Raw genomic sequence first — 15,783 nt, forward strand, 5'->3', positions numbered from 1 at the left:
GCATGGTGCCGAAGAACTAACGTTTTGAAACGATTAATCCAGATCTCTAGCCCAACTAACTAACTCTTCATCTTCAAAATTATATGGATTTTTGTAAATATTAGAGTAATAGTATTCTGATTCCAATAAATCTCTAATTTTATTGAAAACATTATTGGTGGCATGAAATCCATTGCTGATGGGAACGGTGAAGGCAAGCGAGCCATTATGAAATCCATCTAAAGAACCGGAAAGCTCTCGCTTGACTATAGATTCAACTGCTTCAATCTTTTCTTTGATAGGCTGCTCTTTGTAAATTTGAATGCAGAAATTTCCACCATGTTTTATAAATTCAAAATCTCCGTTAGGATGGAGTTTTATTGTATCTCCTTTCGCAAGGCCGAGAGCTAGCCCTGGAGATGCACATAATTTGAATTTTTGATTTCTTAGGTATTCTGCAGGAAGCTCTTCTAAAACTGTTCCCTGTGAATTTTTTTCAGCAAAAACCTTAATCAATGTTAATTTATCTTCCATACGTCGCTCCTCAACTGCCTCTACATATACATTTCGACAAACTCACTTCTAACATTCCTCTTTTCCCAATATGATCCATAATAGCATTTCAACTATCAATTATTATAACAGTCAACGAATAAGTAAATAGAGAGAATGTATTAAATTGTAATAAAAAAGGGACTAACGAGCTATTTGCTCGTTAGTCCGGGTGCTCAGAAGACAACTTTAGTACTAAACTCCATATGGATTCTACAGTCCAGTTTTTTAGATTTAAGGCTCGTCCTTACTTCCAGCCCCATTTTTGAAAGATTTGGTGAGATTTTTCCGTTTTTAAATAATCAATAAATTGCTGTGCCTCTTTTTTCTGATCGGTGATTTTCGTCAGGGCGATCGGCGTTCCACGATAGAGCTTTTCTTCTTCGGGCAGTTCGACCAGGTCCGTCACATCTTGGAGCCGGTAATGCCACGATTCATAGGTAATCCAGGCGTCCAGGCTCGAATTCGCTTTCCATTGTTCAATGGCCTCGGCACTCGACTTTACAGAAAGGTTAATATTTTGGTAAATGCCTTCGATCAGCCCTTTTCTGCCTGCCAGGTCCTCCCACAGGCCAAGCTGGCCAGCCCCATTCACATCGAGTATTTTTACCCCTTTTTTCGTTAAATCCTCCAAGCTTTCAATCTTCTTAGGATTTCCTTTCCTCACCAATATTCCTGCAGCACGCGGGTAAAGCTCCGTTCGTGATTTAGTGTCGATCATTTCGGGGTGGTTAAAGATAAAGTCCTGCAGCATATACTCGGAGCCACCGAAAATAATATCTGCATCTTGCTTTGCTTGGCCGATCCATTTGCCCTCTGGTCCGGCTGTTACTTCCACCTTGATTCCCGTTTCAACTGAAAAATGTTCAGCAGCTTCCTTGATCGGTCCAAGTGGTCCGCCCGGTCCGTACACCCGGATGACATGACCACCTTGGCTGGAATTTGGTATCGCCTGGGACGCAGTCGTACGGTCCATTTTTGCATAGGCTGACAATCCGGTAGCAGTAATGACAAAGAGCAGTAGAGCTGATAGAAACACGGTCTTCTTCATAATTTTTCCTCCATTTTATACGTGATTTTTATCTGTGCTTTTTAAGGAAACGAAGGGAGGCTATAAACGGTTTGATTATAATTGCAAAATGGTTAGAAAGTTTCATACACTATTGAAAATTAGTCTGGTGAAAAATAAATCAAGGTACCTTCGTAGGTAATCAACTTGTTGAGGGAGTACTAAGTACTTCACCATCCCACGGGTCTAAGCCCTTACATTCCTTCTGGACAGCAAGGAATATGAAAACATAGCGTCGAATAAGAAAAATATGTTAGTTTCTTGGCAGATTACTGTCCCAATGCTTCCCAACTTTTTAATTGGAGCTGATTTCAATGGATATGGAACAACGAAGGACTTGGAATGAAAACCATAAGATGTTAACTGAAATCATATTAAATCCAAATGAACATGTTCGAGCGATTGAACTATTTCTCAATCATCACGCTTTGTTATACTCATCAAAGATGAGTAATGATTGCATCAATACATTGGAGGATTACGTTTTGGAAAGTCTGGAGGAAAGTACATTAAGGAAGTATCCAGTAAATGCTTCAGATACAACAAATTCAATCGTATGGCATCTCTGGCATATTGCAAGAGTCGAGGACATGACGATTAATATTTTAGTTGCAGACAGTCAGCAGGTGCTTCATTCTGATAATTGGCTACAAAAAATGAACATCAAATTTCCCCATAGCGGAAACAGCATGAGTGATGACAATATCGCAGAACTAAGTTCACTTATTAATATTGATGCACTATTAGAATATAGAATAGCTGTGGGAAAACAAACACGACAAATAATTTCGTCACTGCAACCAGGCGAGTTCAGAGATAAAGTTCAAGATTGTAGAATCAAAAGGTTGTTTGATGAAAATGCTATTCTTCAAGAAGCAAGTGGTATTGCTGAATATTGGAGCAAGAAGACTATTGCGGGACTTGTGTTAATGCCAGCAACAAGACATAATTTTTTACATTTGAACAAATGTGCCCGTATAAAGAATAAGTTGCAAACGGAAATGAAAAAATTAAACCGACAAACTAAACAAACGGCAACACAATAGCCCCAATTTACCGCCTTTTGGATAAGGCGGTTTTCATTTTGTCATTAATCAACAATGTTAATTAACAAAGCCTAAAAATAAAAAAGCCACGATTTCCGCAGCTCCTTAAATATATATGTGTATAATTATTTAATGATAAAGGATACAATCCCTAAAATTATGCATAAAACCCCACTTAATAATTGTCCGATCCCTGAGGCTTGTCCATGTATTAGAAGATTAAATAAATTTTTTCTCTTCTGATTCTTTCCAACAAACGCTTCATCCGTTTTCATTCTATATATGCCCCATAATACTAAGACTACTCCAAATAGTATAAACAATAATTTTAATGCCATATTTTTGACCTCCATGATGTATGATTTCTATATTGAATTTTTCTCACTAATTATATTTTCGAACGATGATCAGTCATCTTCCTCAAATATAAAAACCTCTTCGATAGACAAATTAAAAACTGAAGATATTCGATAGGCTAGTAAAACAGATGGATTATATTGCTGTTTCTCTAAAGATATAATTGTTCTTGAAGAAACACTTACTTTATCAGCTAGTTCTTGTTGTTTGATACCACGTTCTATACGTAACTCCTTTATTCTATTTTTCATAGTCTACTCCTAATTAAAGAACATGATTATAATATTTTTTGGCTATTAAGTTCGTACTCGCACACAAAACTATAATCAGAAATAAAGCAATATTCGTTGGAATTGTAAGCCAATTTGAAAGAAACATCATCAGTATCGTCACCATCATTAGAATTCGCATGGTAAAGAGTGAAGCTTTTCCTTCGATGATATCATCTCTTTCGTCATATTCTTTGGACATCTCTCGATCCAACTGTTTTCTATTCGCCTTATATTTAACGTGAGAAGTTATAGCGAAAGCTAAAAGTCCTACTCCTACCAACAATATTGAAATCCCAGAAACAAATCCTTCTGTTGTATTAGCTATCGTGTTATTCCAAATGATTTCAAATAACCCCATGATGATAAGGGCTAATGAGCATAAATAAAGCTCTGTAAATCTATTTTTCAAGCAAGTCACCCCTAACATCTCGCAATATGAAGTTTACTTCACGTGAAGTTAACTTCATATTAACCAGTCTTGATGGAGTAGTCAATAGTTAGTTTTTGTTATGCAATGGCTTCCCTTCCTTACTTATCCTTAAATACCATTTATTATAAGGATAAGTAGAGATAAGAGGTGAGGCTGATGAATGCAAAGGAAGCGTCGATGATGCTAGGAGTTCACTATAAGACAATCCTGAACATGATAAATGACGGTCGTTTGGCAGCTACGAAAACCGATTCTGGGGATTGGGAAATTAGTGAAAGTAATCTTGCGGCTAGAGAGCAGCGTATCGAGGATAAAGAGTTTTCGGCAATCTACACACATATGGCCGTCCAGATGATCGAGAAAGAGCACGGCCGAACCGTCAAAGCCGCTCGAGAGGATCTGATCTTTATAGCGCGATCGATAGTCAAATACGCTGAAAGTCCGAACGAGTTTAACCAACAGGTAAAGCGTCTTGAAAAAGCACTAGATGCTTACAAGGCAGCTGAAGCTTTCATATATACAGTTGAGTCGATTCGAAAGCAATTGGACGTAGAAGGTCAAAGGTAGTTCTTAGAACGATTTTTAAATTATTTAATATACAAAAAAACAAGCCTACAATATGCATGCAGGCTTGTTCTCTTCTAATCTTTATGATCTTTACTAGTCATTTCGGAATAGGCATCCTCAGATATTACACGACGAGCTGTAACATATCTTTTTTCGTAATAGTTTTCGGAGAGTTTGCTAATCCGGACACCTTTACTGCTTGAAGAGTGAGCAAATTGTCCGTTTCCTATAAATATACCCGCATGAGAAACACCTTTGCCATCCGTATTAAAAAACACAAGATCGCCAGGTTTTAAATCTTCTTGATCTACTTTTATTCCTTCCTCAGATTGTGCTTTTGAGGTTCTAGGAAGATCAACATCATACTGATTGAATATGTACAATATGAATCCCGAACAATCAAACCCTTTAACAGTTGTTCCGCCCCACTTATAAGGGGTTCCGACCACTTTATCAACTGCATGTTTGATATCCATTCCATTTGCGAAAGCGCTCCCCGCAAAGGTAAAACACATAACACTCAATAACAATGATGCCACAATTTTCTTCACAACTTGGTTCTCCCTTCGATGCCTACGAGGTTAGCTAAGGGTTCGGAAGAAGGTTTCCCTATAATCATTGAACAATCGATTAATTCACCCGAGTGGATCCCCCGTTTCCTAAAAAGGAATTAGGCAAAATACAATTATTTTTCTTACGTTTCTATTATTTTTCTTACGGTTTTATAAATTTCTATTTTTTTCTTACTAATCCTTCTTTATAAACATTAGAAAAATCTAATATCCACAATATGTATTTAAGCTTGAGTCCCCTAGTACTTACCCATAATTTCCAACTTGAATAAACTATTATATTTTGATATTCTCGTAGAGAAAATTTTTTCAACCAAGAGAGGAACACCAAAATGAAAAACCTTTATTTTCGCAGCTCGATCTTCTTACTTTTATTTATGCTTCTGATTTATCCTCTTCATTCTGTACAAGTGAAAGCGGCCGAGATCGCTCCTTTGGAAAACTACTTTCCGGCAGACATTGATGAACACTGGGCTTATTACGAGCTGGACAATTTTGTGAACGCAGATTTGTTACGGGGTTATGTGGATCAAGAAGGAATTGTAACGCTAAAGCCAAACCATTCCATAAGCCGCGCGGAGTTTGTTTCGATTTTGGTTCGCGCATTAGGTTTGACAAGCGATGTGCCTGGAACGACTTTCACTGACGTCGAGCAAGGAAAATGGTACTCCGATTCGATTCGCATTGCCAGCTCCTTAGGTATCGTTAACGGGATTAGTGAAACAAAATTTGGTCCAAATCAACTTATTAAACGCGGCGAGATCGCTACAATGGTTGTTAGAGCCTTTTCTTCATCTGTACAATTTGAAGGAGAAATGAAGCAATTTAAAGATGTACCCGAATATTACGCTAAACCATCTATTATAAAGGCAAGTCAAGCTGGTATTGTACGAGGAGCCACTGAAACGGAATTCAAGCCTTTCGCCAATGCGAAACGTGCTGAAGCTGTTGTCATGTTGCAGCGTGCGTTAGATTTGCAAAATAGCGCATTACCTGAAGATGGTCTACTCACAACTGCAGTTTTAGATTCAGAGGAAAAGGAAAATCAAGTAATCAAAGATAAAACATACGATCAATTTGATGATGTCTATGCGCAATTTTATACCGGTTATTATTTAGCGTTTAGCCATTCATATTCTGAAGAACTAATTTCCCTGGTAGACCAAGGTTATGAAATTGAAATGGAGAAAATCAGTGAACAAGTACTAACGGTCATTGATAAAACAGATCGATTCGCCGTGGTGGAGTCGACAGGCGGAAGCTACAAAGTAAAAACTACTAAAGCTAACGATCAAACCACAGAAACAGTAGCAACCGACGGTATTTACTTATTGAAGAAAATGAACGACAACAGCTGGAAAATCTACATGTACTACCAGGATGAGCAGCAATAAACGAGCTAAATCTTTTGATAGTTTTCCTATAAAAAAGGAGTATGAACTACTAACGTTCATACTCTTTTTTGTATCCTTCTACTTACGCAGAGATCTCAAATAAATAGACCTAGAAGCTGCTTGTAAGAATATAGTTTAAGATTGATTCCTTGCAAACTATTGGCCACCACATTGCCGGCGATTATGACTTCGCTAGCGATTTCGTACCAACAGTGGAAAACTCGGATGCCTTAGTGCAGCAGTTGTACGCCCACGCAGTGAAATCACCTTGAGATCGAAACCATTCTAACCAATGCTATTATAAATTTGAATCGCGATTTGAATGACATACTTATCTGTTTCCCCAACAGCTAAATAACTAAGTAATTCATATTCGTATGCATTACCAATAATGGTCAAATTATTATCAGCAATATACAATAACAAAAGAGGAAGGCTGCTGACATCATGCATCGGCAGCCTTCCTCATTAACAGAACATTTAACATCGAATAAGTTAGATAACGAAGGTGGCTTGGACCTTCCCTCGGTTGGACTTTCACCCACTAGATGATGCGTGCCTCTGTGCACGCTAGAAAATAAAAAAAGAGCTACCCGAAGGTAGCTCCTGCTGAGCTGCCGTAAGACAGCCTTCTTTCAACCGATCCAACGGATCGCACGTGCTTATTATTTCATTTGCATTTCTTTTGTCGGTCCCATCACACCCGGTACCGTCAAGCCCGCCTGACGAAGCAGAACCGTCATTTGACCGCGATGATGCGTTTGGTGGTCGATGAACTGGCGCAGGAACTTTCCGCGTGGCGTTAGCCCCATAAATCCGTTGATTTCTTCCGCCATTTGCTCGTCGTTCAATGTCTTCGCCTCACGATTGTAAGCTTCGATAACCGCCTCGTATTTCTCCACGATCTCCGCCATTTGATCCGGCACCTTAGCACCGCGCTCAACGCCCGGAATTTGCAAGCCGGCGAAGTGACCGAAAGCTCCCGCCGATCCTACCAAATGCCAAGCCAACCAGCCCAGCGAGTTATGACCTTCTACAATTGCCGTATCCATCTTATCGTCTGTGATTGCCTTCATAACCGCCAGCGTGCCAGCCGACGACGCTGTCCATTCTTCCAGAAAGTCTTCTACTTTACGGTACATATATTGTTCGCCTCCCAAATCAGTCTCCGTTCTATTCTAATACGATTGGACGGCAAATTCAAACGGCTTATGGGTATCAGAGCCGAGGTGATTCCATGTGTCAGACTCCTGATGGGACACTTCCATTCAAACCCATCCTTCAAGAAATCCTGGGAACCATTCAATTGCGGATGTGCGCCCAATTCCAGATAATAATCCTTCAATACAGGCCTCCTCACGCGGTTAAGCGTTCTTCTATTTTCATAATCAGCTGCTCCAGATGAACCCTCCATGTCTCCCAGCTCGGAGAATCGCGCCACAGCTCCACGATTTCTCTTCCACCATCCTCATCCGGCACTTCATCCCGAATATCCGTCAGATAATGCAAGATCAAGCGCAAGGACGTTTCATCGGCTGTGAATGAACGGATAGTTAGAAGGGATTTTTTCTCCTCTTCATGACCGTACTCCAGCTTCCCCGTTTCCTGAAACATCAGATAAAGTTCCGCAAGTGCCAACGCTGTGTTGTCATAATAAAAATCAATCTCTTCAAATGACCTCCCAAGTAAACCTTCTTCCTTCATGACTGCGATTAGTTCGGTAAGCTCCAAACTCAAATGATCTGGAATACGATCCTGCAGAAAATCGATGACATCCAATCCTTCATCACTTTCCAGTGCTTTAATGCCCCATGATCCCATCTCTAGTTCCTCCCTGTCTGTATGGATTGCCCAGTTTACCAGCCGTTCCTCCCATTGGGAGTAGATTCCTCATCATCCAGTCCCATCACCCATTCGTCTTCTTCTGCTTAGTCCAACTCCGCACGGGAAAATAAATCACGTATCAAGGTATCATCCTCACAAGCAGCCTTAAAACCTAGAGCAAACCTCTCCAGCGCTTCACCGTCCGTTGAGTAAGCACAGAACATACTCGCTTCCGGATCAAATTGGATCTGAGCTGCCAGCTCCGGCATGATTTCTTCGATGAAAACAGCGGCTAAAGAACCCCAGTCATAGCCGTTTCCTTCAACCCCCTCGTCAGCACGTTCCGCAAAAATTTTATTTTTATAGCTCCCCACATTCAAAATCAGCGACACCGAATCCGCATGATCCACCCATACGAAGGGTAAAAGGGGTTCTGCATCCGGAGATGGATAATACTTTTGTGAGGTTGTGATGACAGGATCAGATGTGCCCTTCTTTTTCATCTGGCCTGCAAGGCTTTTCTTGGACATCTGCACGAAGTTGTGGGCCTGCTTGTCCGCTGGATTCAATTGATATGCTATCTCAAACTGTTGCAACGCTTCCTCATATTTCCCGGAATAGTAGTAAGCGTACCCTAAACGAAAATACCATAGGGAATCCTCCTTCCCCTGATCCTGCACGGATAATAACAAGCTGATAGCCTCATCATAGCCGTCTATATTGTTATAAGCGCGTGCCAGATGACCCGTGAGTTCATAGTCTATATCAGTGTCGGGCAATGCCACGATCTCGTCTATAATCTTTTGATGATCCCCCTGTTCAAACCATCTGTTTAATTGTTTCAACCGTTCTTTTTTCATGGACAGGATTCCCCTCTCATATCACGCTGAATATCACATGTTGTTTTGCTGCCAATGCCTTTTCGTAAAAAGCCAGAAGAGCGTAAAACTCACTCTTTAGCTCATGCCAAAGCGTTTCTTTGCGATTCTCCTCCCAAATGCGTGGATAGATGTTATTACTGCGAAAGGCAGCTAAATCAAAGTCCGGCTCCAGCTCGTCAAAGTCCACTTGCTTCATCGCCTGGATTATACCGGCCAGCTCATCCTGTTCGGTGCAAGCAAAAAATCCGTCATCCTCCCCAACATCAAACACATGAGCACATACCACGGATTCGCTAAGCCGGTGGCCTTCAATCGGCTCGCTTGCCGAAACGCCAGTAAGCAAGAAATGCAGGCCGTCCCATAGCTTGTCTATCTCATAGCTCGGACTCCCTGCCTCAATCAGCTCTTCCAGCGTATCCATCAGACCTTCGCCGTCCATCTCCATCATTTGCTCCAACGTATCCTCGCTTACCATCACGTATTGCCCGAGCATCCCCATATGCTTCTCCCCTTGCCTTCTCTAATACTTATCCCTTCCGGTTCGCTGCTGCCCAGACAGCAACGAAACCGTCCGCGCACTCGCCCTTCTCTTTTTGCAGCCGTTTTTGAAGATTGTCCAGGCTGCCCCAGATCAGTTCCACCAGATGGCTGGCATAATGGGGAGCCAATGGCTCCATGATCCCGGCGAGAGCTTGCAGATTCGCTGCGGTTTCGTAATCTGCGCGATATTTGGTGAATTTGCCGTCCTGGCAGCTAAGCAGACAAGCCGCTATCGTCGGCAGCGTCGTTTCGTCAATCCCATATTGCATTATGAATGCCCCGGCAAAAGCAGCCTGAACGGACTGATGCTCATCATCTACGCGTTCCATATAGGCCTCCACGAGCGGAAAATAACGTCGATTCGCCAGTCCCAATCCGAACACGGCATACGTACCGGGCATGCAGTTTTTCTCACCCTCTGTGTCTTCATACCATTCATGCTCCACCATCGCCAGCCGCGCGTAAGTCTCCAGCTTCGGATGCAACTCCTCATACTGCAAGGCATTAGCAAAGAAACGATGGGTTTGTGATTTCGCCAGACCGGGAACAGACACTATGTTTTTGGCTTGCGATTTCAGCTTGATCTGATAGCTTCGGAAGAAACCTTTCTCCAGCAGGCGACAAATAAAATCGAGACCCTTCGCATAACTGTCCGCGCACTCTTCCTTGATTCGAATGGTGATAATCGAGAAAACGTCATGAGCCTGACATTCGATCTGTTCATCCTTATAATGGATATCTTCTGCAGGAAGTGTTCCGCTGCCCTCCTTGATCACCTTAACCGCCTGTATACTGCCTAGTTCCTTCAGCCTTTCCAGCAGATCGAGTCCATTTTGTCGACTATAGTTGGGTTCGTGCTTAATAATCAAAATGGCCGTTTGCAGAACTAGTTCCATTTGCTGCGGCTCCATAGCGGTTAAGTCGATACCCTCTTTTATCGTATATTCAGCTCGCCCCCATTTGGGCTTGACATTATGAAAGTAAAACGGCAAAAACTCACTTTCAGCCCACTGGCTAAACGCACGAATGAATTGGGAACGATGATCGTCCATCTTTGTTTTATTCCCTTTGTTCCGTTTCATCACCAGCTCATATACATGCATAATAAAGGCAGTATTCATATCCGGAAACAGCTGAGGATCGACCAGATGTTGAGAGAGAAAAAAACTCTCCAGCGGATCGGTCGGATAAGACTGGCCCTCCAGTTTGTCTTCGATATAGACTTGAATGCGCTGCAGCAGCAACTCGCGCTTGCGCTGGTTCACATCGTTCAGTATGGGAAGTGTTTCGGAGCCGCCGACTTTGATGCTTGCTTGAAATCGGTAATTCACCAAGGCGCTGTCCTCATAGGTTTGCAGCTTTTGTCTGATTCCCTTTTTCAGCAACGGTATCAACACATTCTCTATTTCCTGATGGATCAGCGGGTTATCAAAGCGAATACCCTTGTTCTGATAGTCAGGTGAACCGTTAATCCAAGAATGTAATTTGATTTTCCCATCCCTGTACTCGATATGTAAAAAGTCATGAATGCCGATTTGCAGTGAAGTTCGCCCAACAATCTCGTTTGCGTCTTTTTCCTTTTTCTGTTCGATCTGTTGAAACCATTCATCCACTGCACCAAGGATTTCTTCCGATAACGTATTGATCATGGTGTGCTGTGTCATCTTGTGTTATCACCTCTATTTTGTGATAGAAATCTCAAATTACCAATCTCTCTCCCTGATGGCAGTCTCGATATCGATATCCACCTTAAACGCATGCAGGATCGCTTCTACGGTCATCCCTATGGATTCCCGTGCCACAGTTTCGATTTCGCTGTCATGCTCATCAAATTCTTCCTGCAAATCGTTGATGGCGATCGTCATCTCATCCAGTTTGCCTTGTATCACTTCGTTCGAATGTGACCCACTTTCCAAAAAATTCACCACTATCAGAATCTGCTCTTTCACCTTATCCACTAAAAAAACAGGATAGTAGCTGTCGTTATACATGTCTTTTAAATAGTTAAAATTAGCATCCAATTTCATTACATTGCCACCTTTCTGTGTTCGATTGTTTTAATCTTTTTTCTTAAATAGCTAGCAGCATCAAGTGAGGAGAGTAAGAACAACAATCGCCAGTTCCGACTCCTTGTATTTCTCCCTCAAGGGAAATCGAGTTCTGGTGTAATTTGTTGAAAGATCTTCTCTACCTCGGCAGTATGGCTGCGCTCAAGTTCCTGCCATTGAACATGCGACATGAGCACAAACACATGGGTATCCGACCAATAGGAATCCCGAAACAACCGAATCTCAAACTGCTTTTGAATGATATCCGCAATGCGTCGAATCGTAATGTAACGATCATTAGGCGAAAACGTCAGTGGAATCGAATAGATCTCACCTGCGTATGACAGGGTCAGTCCTTCATCCGTCTCTTCCACAATCACTTCTCCAGGTAAAAATTCGCCAAATAATCGGACGATCTCACTATCTTCTTCCCGCCAATCCACAGTCACCCCGTACACCCAGGAAAATAGATTAGCTCGTGCCGACGACAACTCCTCTTCCCTTGCTGCCTGCAAGAAGTCCATCCGTCCATTGTCACTGAACACATCCGGATGCCTTTTCAAAAATGCATCAACATCCTCAACACTTCCGTGCAATAGAAATTCCCAATCTTGCTGTTCCACTTGTTTCATCTCCCTCACCTCGTCGATGTACTCGTCTAGCATTTTGCCCTATCAAATCCGATTCATTTCTAATGATAACTTTTCATCTGAAGCTGATAGGCCTTGAAAAGCCAACCCTCTTTGACTTCATTTGCTGCTTGTTCACTAATGCGAACAGGTGGTTTTAGCTGCTCATAGCCATCTATGCCTTGCGCTTCAAAGCGCAAAGGCTTTGTTATCCTTTTTATTTCAGACGCAATAGGTCAGTTGCACAAATGGAATTTCCGCGGCCGCCCACTTTCTATCAAAGGGAAATCGCAGTCGATCGGTATTGAGGTTGAATCCGATAAAAGGCTGGGGGAAGCTCATACTGTACGGCAGTGCAAGGCTTGTTTGGGGAGGCTTCTCAGAGGAGGTTAAGAACTGATAGGCGTTCTTGTATGTATCGATCACTTGCACGATAGTATGCTGAGGATATCCATAGGTTCGCAGATGGAAGGTAATCCCCTTCTGAACACAACTGTATAGAAGTTCTTTGAACTCACCCGGTGTAAGGATAAAATTGATTTTCCAAAACCCTGTTTTGATCGTTCCCAAACGCTCGCTCCCTTCCGTTTACAAGATATTTATAAGACCATTGTATAAAAATAGGTAGGCGGTCATTGTGATGGGTCTTGTATCTGTTGCCAATATTTCAATCAATGCCATTGCACTTGAGTGCGTGTGGCAACATCTTCATGGTCTGACGCGTAAAGGCTCATCGAGCGCAACCTTCGGGGCATTACCAACCCGACATTACCAAGACCTTCCAAGTGTATGGTGATAGAACAGGAAAGTCAATCCAACAAAAAAACCAAAAAAAGTAGGCAGAGAATCATCGGGTGCCTACCAACTAGTGATGGGTCTCTGAATCTGTTTCCAATACTTCAACAATGGTTCAACAAACATAAAAATTCGAATGAGTCCGGTTCTTTTAAATCTCACCCTACCTATGATGTAACCTAAAATATGAAATAATAAGTGGTTGGATTTCACTCTTGTTCCCCTCAGCTTTTCTTGTATATCGCAGTCTTTTTATTCCATGTTTTATCCAACCCAATTTAATATTCATGAAATATTTTCAAGATTCCTTTTGTTCCTGCTGATAACTAATTTGCTGCTTTATTCTGCCCGTTCAATAGAAAAGAGGAGCTACCACAAAGGAAGCTCCTCCACTATCGTTACCCGTTAGTTCAATAAATCTTAACCTCAATCCGCGTGGCTCAACTTACCCGTTAGTTCAATAGAATCAACAGTTTCAGTCCGATGGTATCCTCTTGTCTATGATTCAAGCCACCACTTTCAATCCTATGATAAAATACTTATAAATCCCACTATAGCCAAACGGCCAAAGCGGATATAATCTTACTCTAAATTACTGGAGGTAGCGCTCCGTACTCGGCCCACTGCTCTTTTGTCGGGCCGTAAAGATCCGGCACACGAAGGCCTGCCTGACGCATCAGGACTGTCATCTGACCACGATGATGAATCTCATGCTTTACGAGAATATCCAGCATTAAGCCGTTTGGCCATTGATCACCATACATATCGCTCATGATAAGCAGATTCTCATCTTTCCAACTGGACTGTATAGCATCAAGGAGCGCTTGTGAGGTCCTCTTATAGACTGACGTGATGTCTGCTGCCGAAGCTGGCACCGGCATATCTTCGCCCGGTCCTTCGAAAGACAGTCCCGTCCGAGATGGCATTTCGTGCAACGTCTGTACAAGGTGCCATGCAACACGTCCAAGCGTTCTATGATCGCTTGTTATCTGTTGGCCAAGAGACTCGTCGGTCAGCATCTCCAGTGTCCGCATTGTTGCTTCCGTTTCATTTTGCCAAGTTGCGGCAAAATCTTTAATGTGTTTATACATATCCAACATCTCCTTTTTGTAATGGAATCAAGTTTCGCATTCACGGGAGTAGACCTGTGTGTATTCCTCTGGTAAGTTTACAGCATCAGTGAACCGAATTACCAAAAGAGGATCTAGTAGCTCGGAAAATGTTACCGGGGAACTGGAAATATCAGTTCATAGACTCTGTCGAAATCTCGCATCCGTTGAATAATGCAAAATTTTGAAAGCAATTGTTCAAGGCTGTTCGCAATTGCTTTGTTGGCTTTATGTCGTTCTCGTACCAGATGTTTTTAACAACGAGCGTCCCGGCTTTTCGCTCCGCGATTACCTCGGCTCGTCCGATGAGGCTTTCTCCGTATATTAGAGGCAACACATAATAGCCGAATTTCCGTTTGATTGCAGGCGTGTAAATCTCCCAGGTGTAATCGAATCCAAACAATACGTTGATCAGTTTTCTGTCCCATATGAAATTATCTAGTGGGGCAATCAGCTCGCAGCGCCATTTCGGCGCCGGATTTTGCAGAACGGCTTCAATAAGCGGTAAGTCCTCCGCGCGGCAGTACAGTATATCCTTCAATTGTTCCACGGCAACAGCAACAATGCGAGCTTCGTACAACAGTTGGCGGAAAACCTCGTTGCGCTGCTCCGCTTTCAATCCCCATATGTTCAGCCAGGCATCGGATGCGCGATTCCATAAAAGGCCAACAGCGCCGATTCGACGCAGTACCCGCCACTTGTGATGCTCATGCTCGCCCTCCAGCGGCTCCGGTGCATTCAGCAGATTTGGCTGTATGTACTTCCCGGCGATATCGTAATATTTACGCGTTCCTTTTTTGTGATGTATAATCAACTCGCCTGTCGAGTACATCTGCTCCAGCACCGACCGGGATGAATTGTTTCCGCTGCTCCAGTGGATGGCCGATTGCCAAGTGAAATTTCCATCCAATTTTAGATCATCCGAACTTAGCGCACCGTGATTTTGGATGTGAGCCCGTACTTGCTCTATCAACGCTTCCATTTCGGGATAGCGCTTGGCATGTTGTCGGGCGGCCTGCCTGTACCGCTCAAAATACGGCCAGTCCTCGACAGGAATAATGGCCAAATTCTTGTCGGGATAATCGACAAGGCTTCTATCTTGATACAGCAACTCGGCGAGCATGTTCTTGGTAAATCCTTTGATTCGCGACTGCAACACCAGTTCGGCGTTTTTTCCGCAAACATCGATGGGATCGTATTGAATACAGCCGACCTGCCGCACAAAATCCAATACTCCCTGCTTTCCGGTAAATTGATATTCGCCCAACAGCCCGTGCTTCAATAGCAGAAATTGCCGTGCCTGGCGGTTCGTCAATTGGATCATGTACACATCGGCTCCTTAACGAAACAAACGGGAGTAGCTTGCACATGATGATGGATGGCGAGGTTGCTTATCTCAATAAAGTTACTATTTGCTTCTTTCCATAATGATGGTATCCATTGGGGAGCTTCATTAGCAAACCCCTTTCCTAATTTTCCAATAACCGAAGATTGCTCTTTTTCAATGATTTCAACCACGCCTATTCCCCCTATCCGTTGGAAAATACAAAAAAAACAAACACATGTTCCCGTTAAATGTTACCATTGTCTCGAGCATAAAAACAAGAGCTATTGAAAAATAACTGCCCGTTAGCTTAACGCCTATCAGTACATATGTACAAAAACCTATATTTTGTGCAGATGTAAAAAGGAGCTGCCGCAGCAGCTCCTTCTTCGTTT

General features: G+C 42.6%; 22 protein-coding genes and 1 riboswitch. Of the genes, 3 read left to right on the top strand and 19 right to left on the bottom strand.

Annotated features, from left to right (window positions below; genetic code table 11):
* Positions 1-33 precede the first annotated feature (33 nt).
* Entirely contained in the window at positions 34-513 is a 480-nt protein-coding gene (locus AC0YN7_RS25495; RefSeq protein WP_475812838.1) for a DUF4265 domain-containing protein, read from the bottom strand.
* 265 nt (positions 514-778) lie between these two features.
* Entirely contained in the window at positions 779-1,582 is an 804-nt protein-coding gene (locus AC0YN7_RS25500) for an extracellular solute-binding protein (RefSeq protein WP_475812839.1), read from the bottom strand.
* A gap of 332 nt (positions 1,583-1,914) precedes the next feature.
* Here AC0YN7_RS25500 and AC0YN7_RS25505 point away from each other — a divergent pair, with 332 nt between their 5' ends.
* Entirely contained in the window at positions 1,915-2,646 is a 732-nt protein-coding gene (locus tag AC0YN7_RS25505) for a DinB family protein (protein WP_475812840.1), read from the top strand.
* 125 nt (positions 2,647-2,771) lie between these two features.
* On the opposite strand, the gene AC0YN7_RS25510 is transcribed toward AC0YN7_RS25505, so the two are convergent.
* From AC0YN7_RS25510 to AC0YN7_RS25520, 3 genes are all read right to left on the bottom strand, one after another.
* The gene (locus tag AC0YN7_RS25510) at positions 2,772-2,984 is read right to left on the bottom strand and encodes a hypothetical protein (RefSeq protein WP_475812841.1); all 213 of its coding nucleotides are present in this window, start codon (positions 2,982-2,984) and stop codon (positions 2,772-2,774) included.
* A 69-nt stretch (positions 2,985-3,053) separates the two neighbouring features.
* Positions 3,054-3,254: a helix-turn-helix transcriptional regulator gene (locus AC0YN7_RS25515; RefSeq protein WP_475812842.1), complete on the bottom strand. Its 201-nt coding sequence runs from the start codon at positions 3,252-3,254 to the stop codon at positions 3,054-3,056.
* Positions 3,255-3,267: 13 nt separating this feature from the next.
* Complete coding sequence (locus AC0YN7_RS25520; RefSeq protein WP_475812843.1) at positions 3,268-3,693, bottom strand: DUF2178 domain-containing protein; 426 nt, start codon at positions 3,691-3,693, stop codon at positions 3,268-3,270.
* A gap of 168 nt (positions 3,694-3,861) precedes the next feature.
* On the opposite strand from AC0YN7_RS25520, the gene AC0YN7_RS25525 reads away from it, so the two are divergent.
* Positions 3,862-4,272, top strand: coding sequence for a hypothetical protein (locus AC0YN7_RS25525; protein ID WP_475812844.1), 411 nt, complete (start codon positions 3,862-3,864; stop codon positions 4,270-4,272).
* 74 nt (positions 4,273-4,346) lie between these two features.
* Here the strand turns inward: AC0YN7_RS25525 and AC0YN7_RS25530 are convergent, their stop codons facing one another.
* Entirely contained in the window at positions 4,347-4,823 is a 477-nt protein-coding gene (locus tag AC0YN7_RS25530) for a C40 family peptidase (protein WP_475812845.1), read from the bottom strand.
* Positions 4,824-4,827: 4 nt separating this feature from the next.
* Positions 4,828-4,959: riboswitch (cyclic di-AMP (ydaO/yuaA leader) on the bottom strand.
* A 217-nt stretch (positions 4,960-5,176) separates the two neighbouring features.
* Here AC0YN7_RS25530 and AC0YN7_RS25535 point away from each other — a divergent pair.
* Complete coding sequence (locus tag AC0YN7_RS25535) at positions 5,177-6,238, top strand: S-layer homology domain-containing protein (protein ID WP_475812846.1); 1,062 nt, start codon at positions 5,177-5,179, stop codon at positions 6,236-6,238.
* Between the two features lie 285 nt (positions 6,239-6,523).
* Here the strand turns inward: AC0YN7_RS25535 and AC0YN7_RS25540 are convergent, their stop codons facing one another.
* The 13 genes from AC0YN7_RS25540 to AC0YN7_RS25600 all read right to left on the bottom strand — a co-directional run bounded on the left by AC0YN7_RS25540 (position 6,524) and on the right by AC0YN7_RS25600 (position 15,582).
* Positions 6,524-6,691 carry a hypothetical protein gene (locus tag AC0YN7_RS25540; RefSeq protein ID WP_475812847.1) on the bottom strand — a complete coding sequence of 56 codons (168 nt, stop codon included), beginning with the start codon at positions 6,689-6,691 and terminating at the stop codon, positions 6,524-6,526.
* Between the two features lie 212 nt (positions 6,692-6,903).
* Positions 6,904-7,380 carry a DinB family protein gene (locus AC0YN7_RS25545; RefSeq protein WP_475812848.1) on the bottom strand — a complete coding sequence of 159 codons (477 nt, stop codon included), beginning with the start codon at positions 7,378-7,380 and terminating at the stop codon, positions 6,904-6,906.
* A 214-nt stretch (positions 7,381-7,594) separates the two neighbouring features.
* Entirely contained in the window at positions 7,595-8,059 is a 465-nt protein-coding gene (locus tag AC0YN7_RS25550; RefSeq protein WP_475812849.1) for a DUF4259 domain-containing protein, read from the bottom strand.
* A 107-nt stretch (positions 8,060-8,166) separates the two neighbouring features.
* A complete protein-coding gene (locus tag AC0YN7_RS25555) occupies positions 8,167-8,922 on the bottom strand; it encodes an Imm51 family immunity protein (RefSeq protein ID WP_475812850.1) in 756 nt (251 codons plus the stop codon).
* 16 nt (positions 8,923-8,938) lie between these two features.
* Entirely contained in the window at positions 8,939-9,442 is a 504-nt protein-coding gene (locus AC0YN7_RS25560) for a YfbM family protein (protein WP_475812851.1), read from the bottom strand.
* A 28-nt stretch (positions 9,443-9,470) separates the two neighbouring features.
* Positions 9,471-11,147, bottom strand: coding sequence for a DUF6138 family protein (locus tag AC0YN7_RS25565; protein ID WP_475812852.1), 1,677 nt, complete (start codon positions 11,145-11,147; stop codon positions 9,471-9,473).
* A gap of 39 nt (positions 11,148-11,186) precedes the next feature.
* On the bottom strand, positions 11,187-11,510 hold the full coding sequence (locus AC0YN7_RS25570; protein ID WP_475812853.1) for a DUF5713 family protein: 324 nt from the start codon (positions 11,508-11,510) through the stop codon (positions 11,187-11,189).
* 116 nt (positions 11,511-11,626) lie between these two features.
* The gene (locus AC0YN7_RS25575) at positions 11,627-12,163 is read right to left on the bottom strand and encodes a hypothetical protein (RefSeq protein WP_475812854.1); all 537 of its coding nucleotides are present in this window, start codon (positions 12,161-12,163) and stop codon (positions 11,627-11,629) included.
* Between the two features lie 59 nt (positions 12,164-12,222).
* A complete protein-coding gene (locus tag AC0YN7_RS25580; protein ID WP_475812855.1) occupies positions 12,223-12,360 on the bottom strand; it encodes a hypothetical protein in 138 nt (45 codons plus the stop codon).
* Between the two features lie 22 nt (positions 12,361-12,382).
* Complete coding sequence (locus tag AC0YN7_RS25585) at positions 12,383-12,730, bottom strand: hypothetical protein (RefSeq protein WP_475812856.1); 348 nt, start codon at positions 12,728-12,730, stop codon at positions 12,383-12,385.
* An 812-nt stretch (positions 12,731-13,542) separates the two neighbouring features.
* Positions 13,543-14,046 carry a DinB family protein gene (locus AC0YN7_RS25590; protein ID WP_475812857.1) on the bottom strand — a complete coding sequence of 168 codons (504 nt, stop codon included), beginning with the start codon at positions 14,044-14,046 and terminating at the stop codon, positions 13,543-13,545.
* Between the two features lie 151 nt (positions 14,047-14,197).
* Entirely contained in the window at positions 14,198-15,388 is a 1,191-nt protein-coding gene (locus AC0YN7_RS25595; protein ID WP_475812858.1) for a winged helix-turn-helix domain-containing protein, read from the bottom strand.
* A complete protein-coding gene (locus tag AC0YN7_RS25600; protein WP_475812859.1) occupies positions 15,385-15,582 on the bottom strand; it encodes a hypothetical protein in 198 nt (65 codons plus the stop codon). Before AC0YN7_RS25600 ends, AC0YN7_RS25595 begins: the two co-directional genes overlap by 4 nt.
* Positions 15,583-15,783: the final 201 nt, after the last annotated feature.

This window comes from Paenibacillus sp. J31R122, from assembly GCF_056269185.1.

Coding starts and splice junctions, on each gene's coding strand:
- AC0YN7_RS25510 (WP_475812841.1), bottom strand. CDS start 2,984: ATGGCATTAAAATTATTGTTTATACTATTTGGAGTAGTCTTAGTATTA.
- AC0YN7_RS25500 (WP_475812839.1), bottom strand. CDS start 1,582: ATGAAGAAGACCGTGTTTCTATCAGCTCTACTGCTCTTTGTCATTACT.
- AC0YN7_RS25495 (WP_475812838.1), bottom strand. CDS start 513: ATGGAAGATAAATTAACATTGATTAAGGTTTTTGCTGAAAAAAATTCA.
- AC0YN7_RS25535 (WP_475812846.1), top strand. CDS start 5,177: ATGAAAAACCTTTATTTTCGCAGCTCGATCTTCTTACTTTTATTTATG.
- AC0YN7_RS25505 (WP_475812840.1), top strand. CDS start 1,915: ATGGATATGGAACAACGAAGGACTTGGAATGAAAACCATAAGATGTTA.
- AC0YN7_RS25545 (WP_475812848.1), bottom strand. CDS start 7,380: ATGTACCGTAAAGTAGAAGACTTTCTGGAAGAATGGACAGCGTCGTCG.
- AC0YN7_RS25595 (WP_475812858.1), bottom strand. CDS start 15,388: ATGATCCAATTGACGAACCGCCAGGCACGGCAATTTCTGCTATTGAAG.
- AC0YN7_RS25565 (WP_475812852.1), bottom strand. CDS start 11,147: ATGACACAGCACACCATGATCAATACGTTATCGGAAGAAATCCTTGGT.
- AC0YN7_RS25525 (WP_475812844.1), top strand. CDS start 3,862: ATGAATGCAAAGGAAGCGTCGATGATGCTAGGAGTTCACTATAAGACA.
- AC0YN7_RS25570 (WP_475812853.1), bottom strand. CDS start 11,510: ATGAAATTGGATGCTAATTTTAACTATTTAAAAGACATGTATAACGAC.
- AC0YN7_RS25560 (WP_475812851.1), bottom strand. CDS start 9,442: ATGGGGATGCTCGGGCAATACGTGATGGTAAGCGAGGATACGTTGGAG.
- AC0YN7_RS25555 (WP_475812850.1), bottom strand. CDS start 8,922: ATGAAAAAAGAACGGTTGAAACAATTAAACAGATGGTTTGAACAGGGG.
- AC0YN7_RS25515 (WP_475812842.1), bottom strand. CDS start 3,254: ATGAAAAATAGAATAAAGGAGTTACGTATAGAACGTGGTATCAAACAA.
- AC0YN7_RS25590 (WP_475812857.1), bottom strand. CDS start 14,046: ATGTATAAACACATTAAAGATTTTGCCGCAACTTGGCAAAATGAAACG.
- AC0YN7_RS25540 (WP_475812847.1), bottom strand. CDS start 6,691: ATGCATGATGTCAGCAGCCTTCCTCTTTTGTTATTGTATATTGCTGAT.
- AC0YN7_RS25575 (WP_475812854.1), bottom strand. CDS start 12,163: ATGAAACAAGTGGAACAGCAAGATTGGGAATTTCTATTGCACGGAAGT.
- AC0YN7_RS25550 (WP_475812849.1), bottom strand. CDS start 8,059: ATGGGATCATGGGGCATTAAAGCACTGGAAAGTGATGAAGGATTGGAT.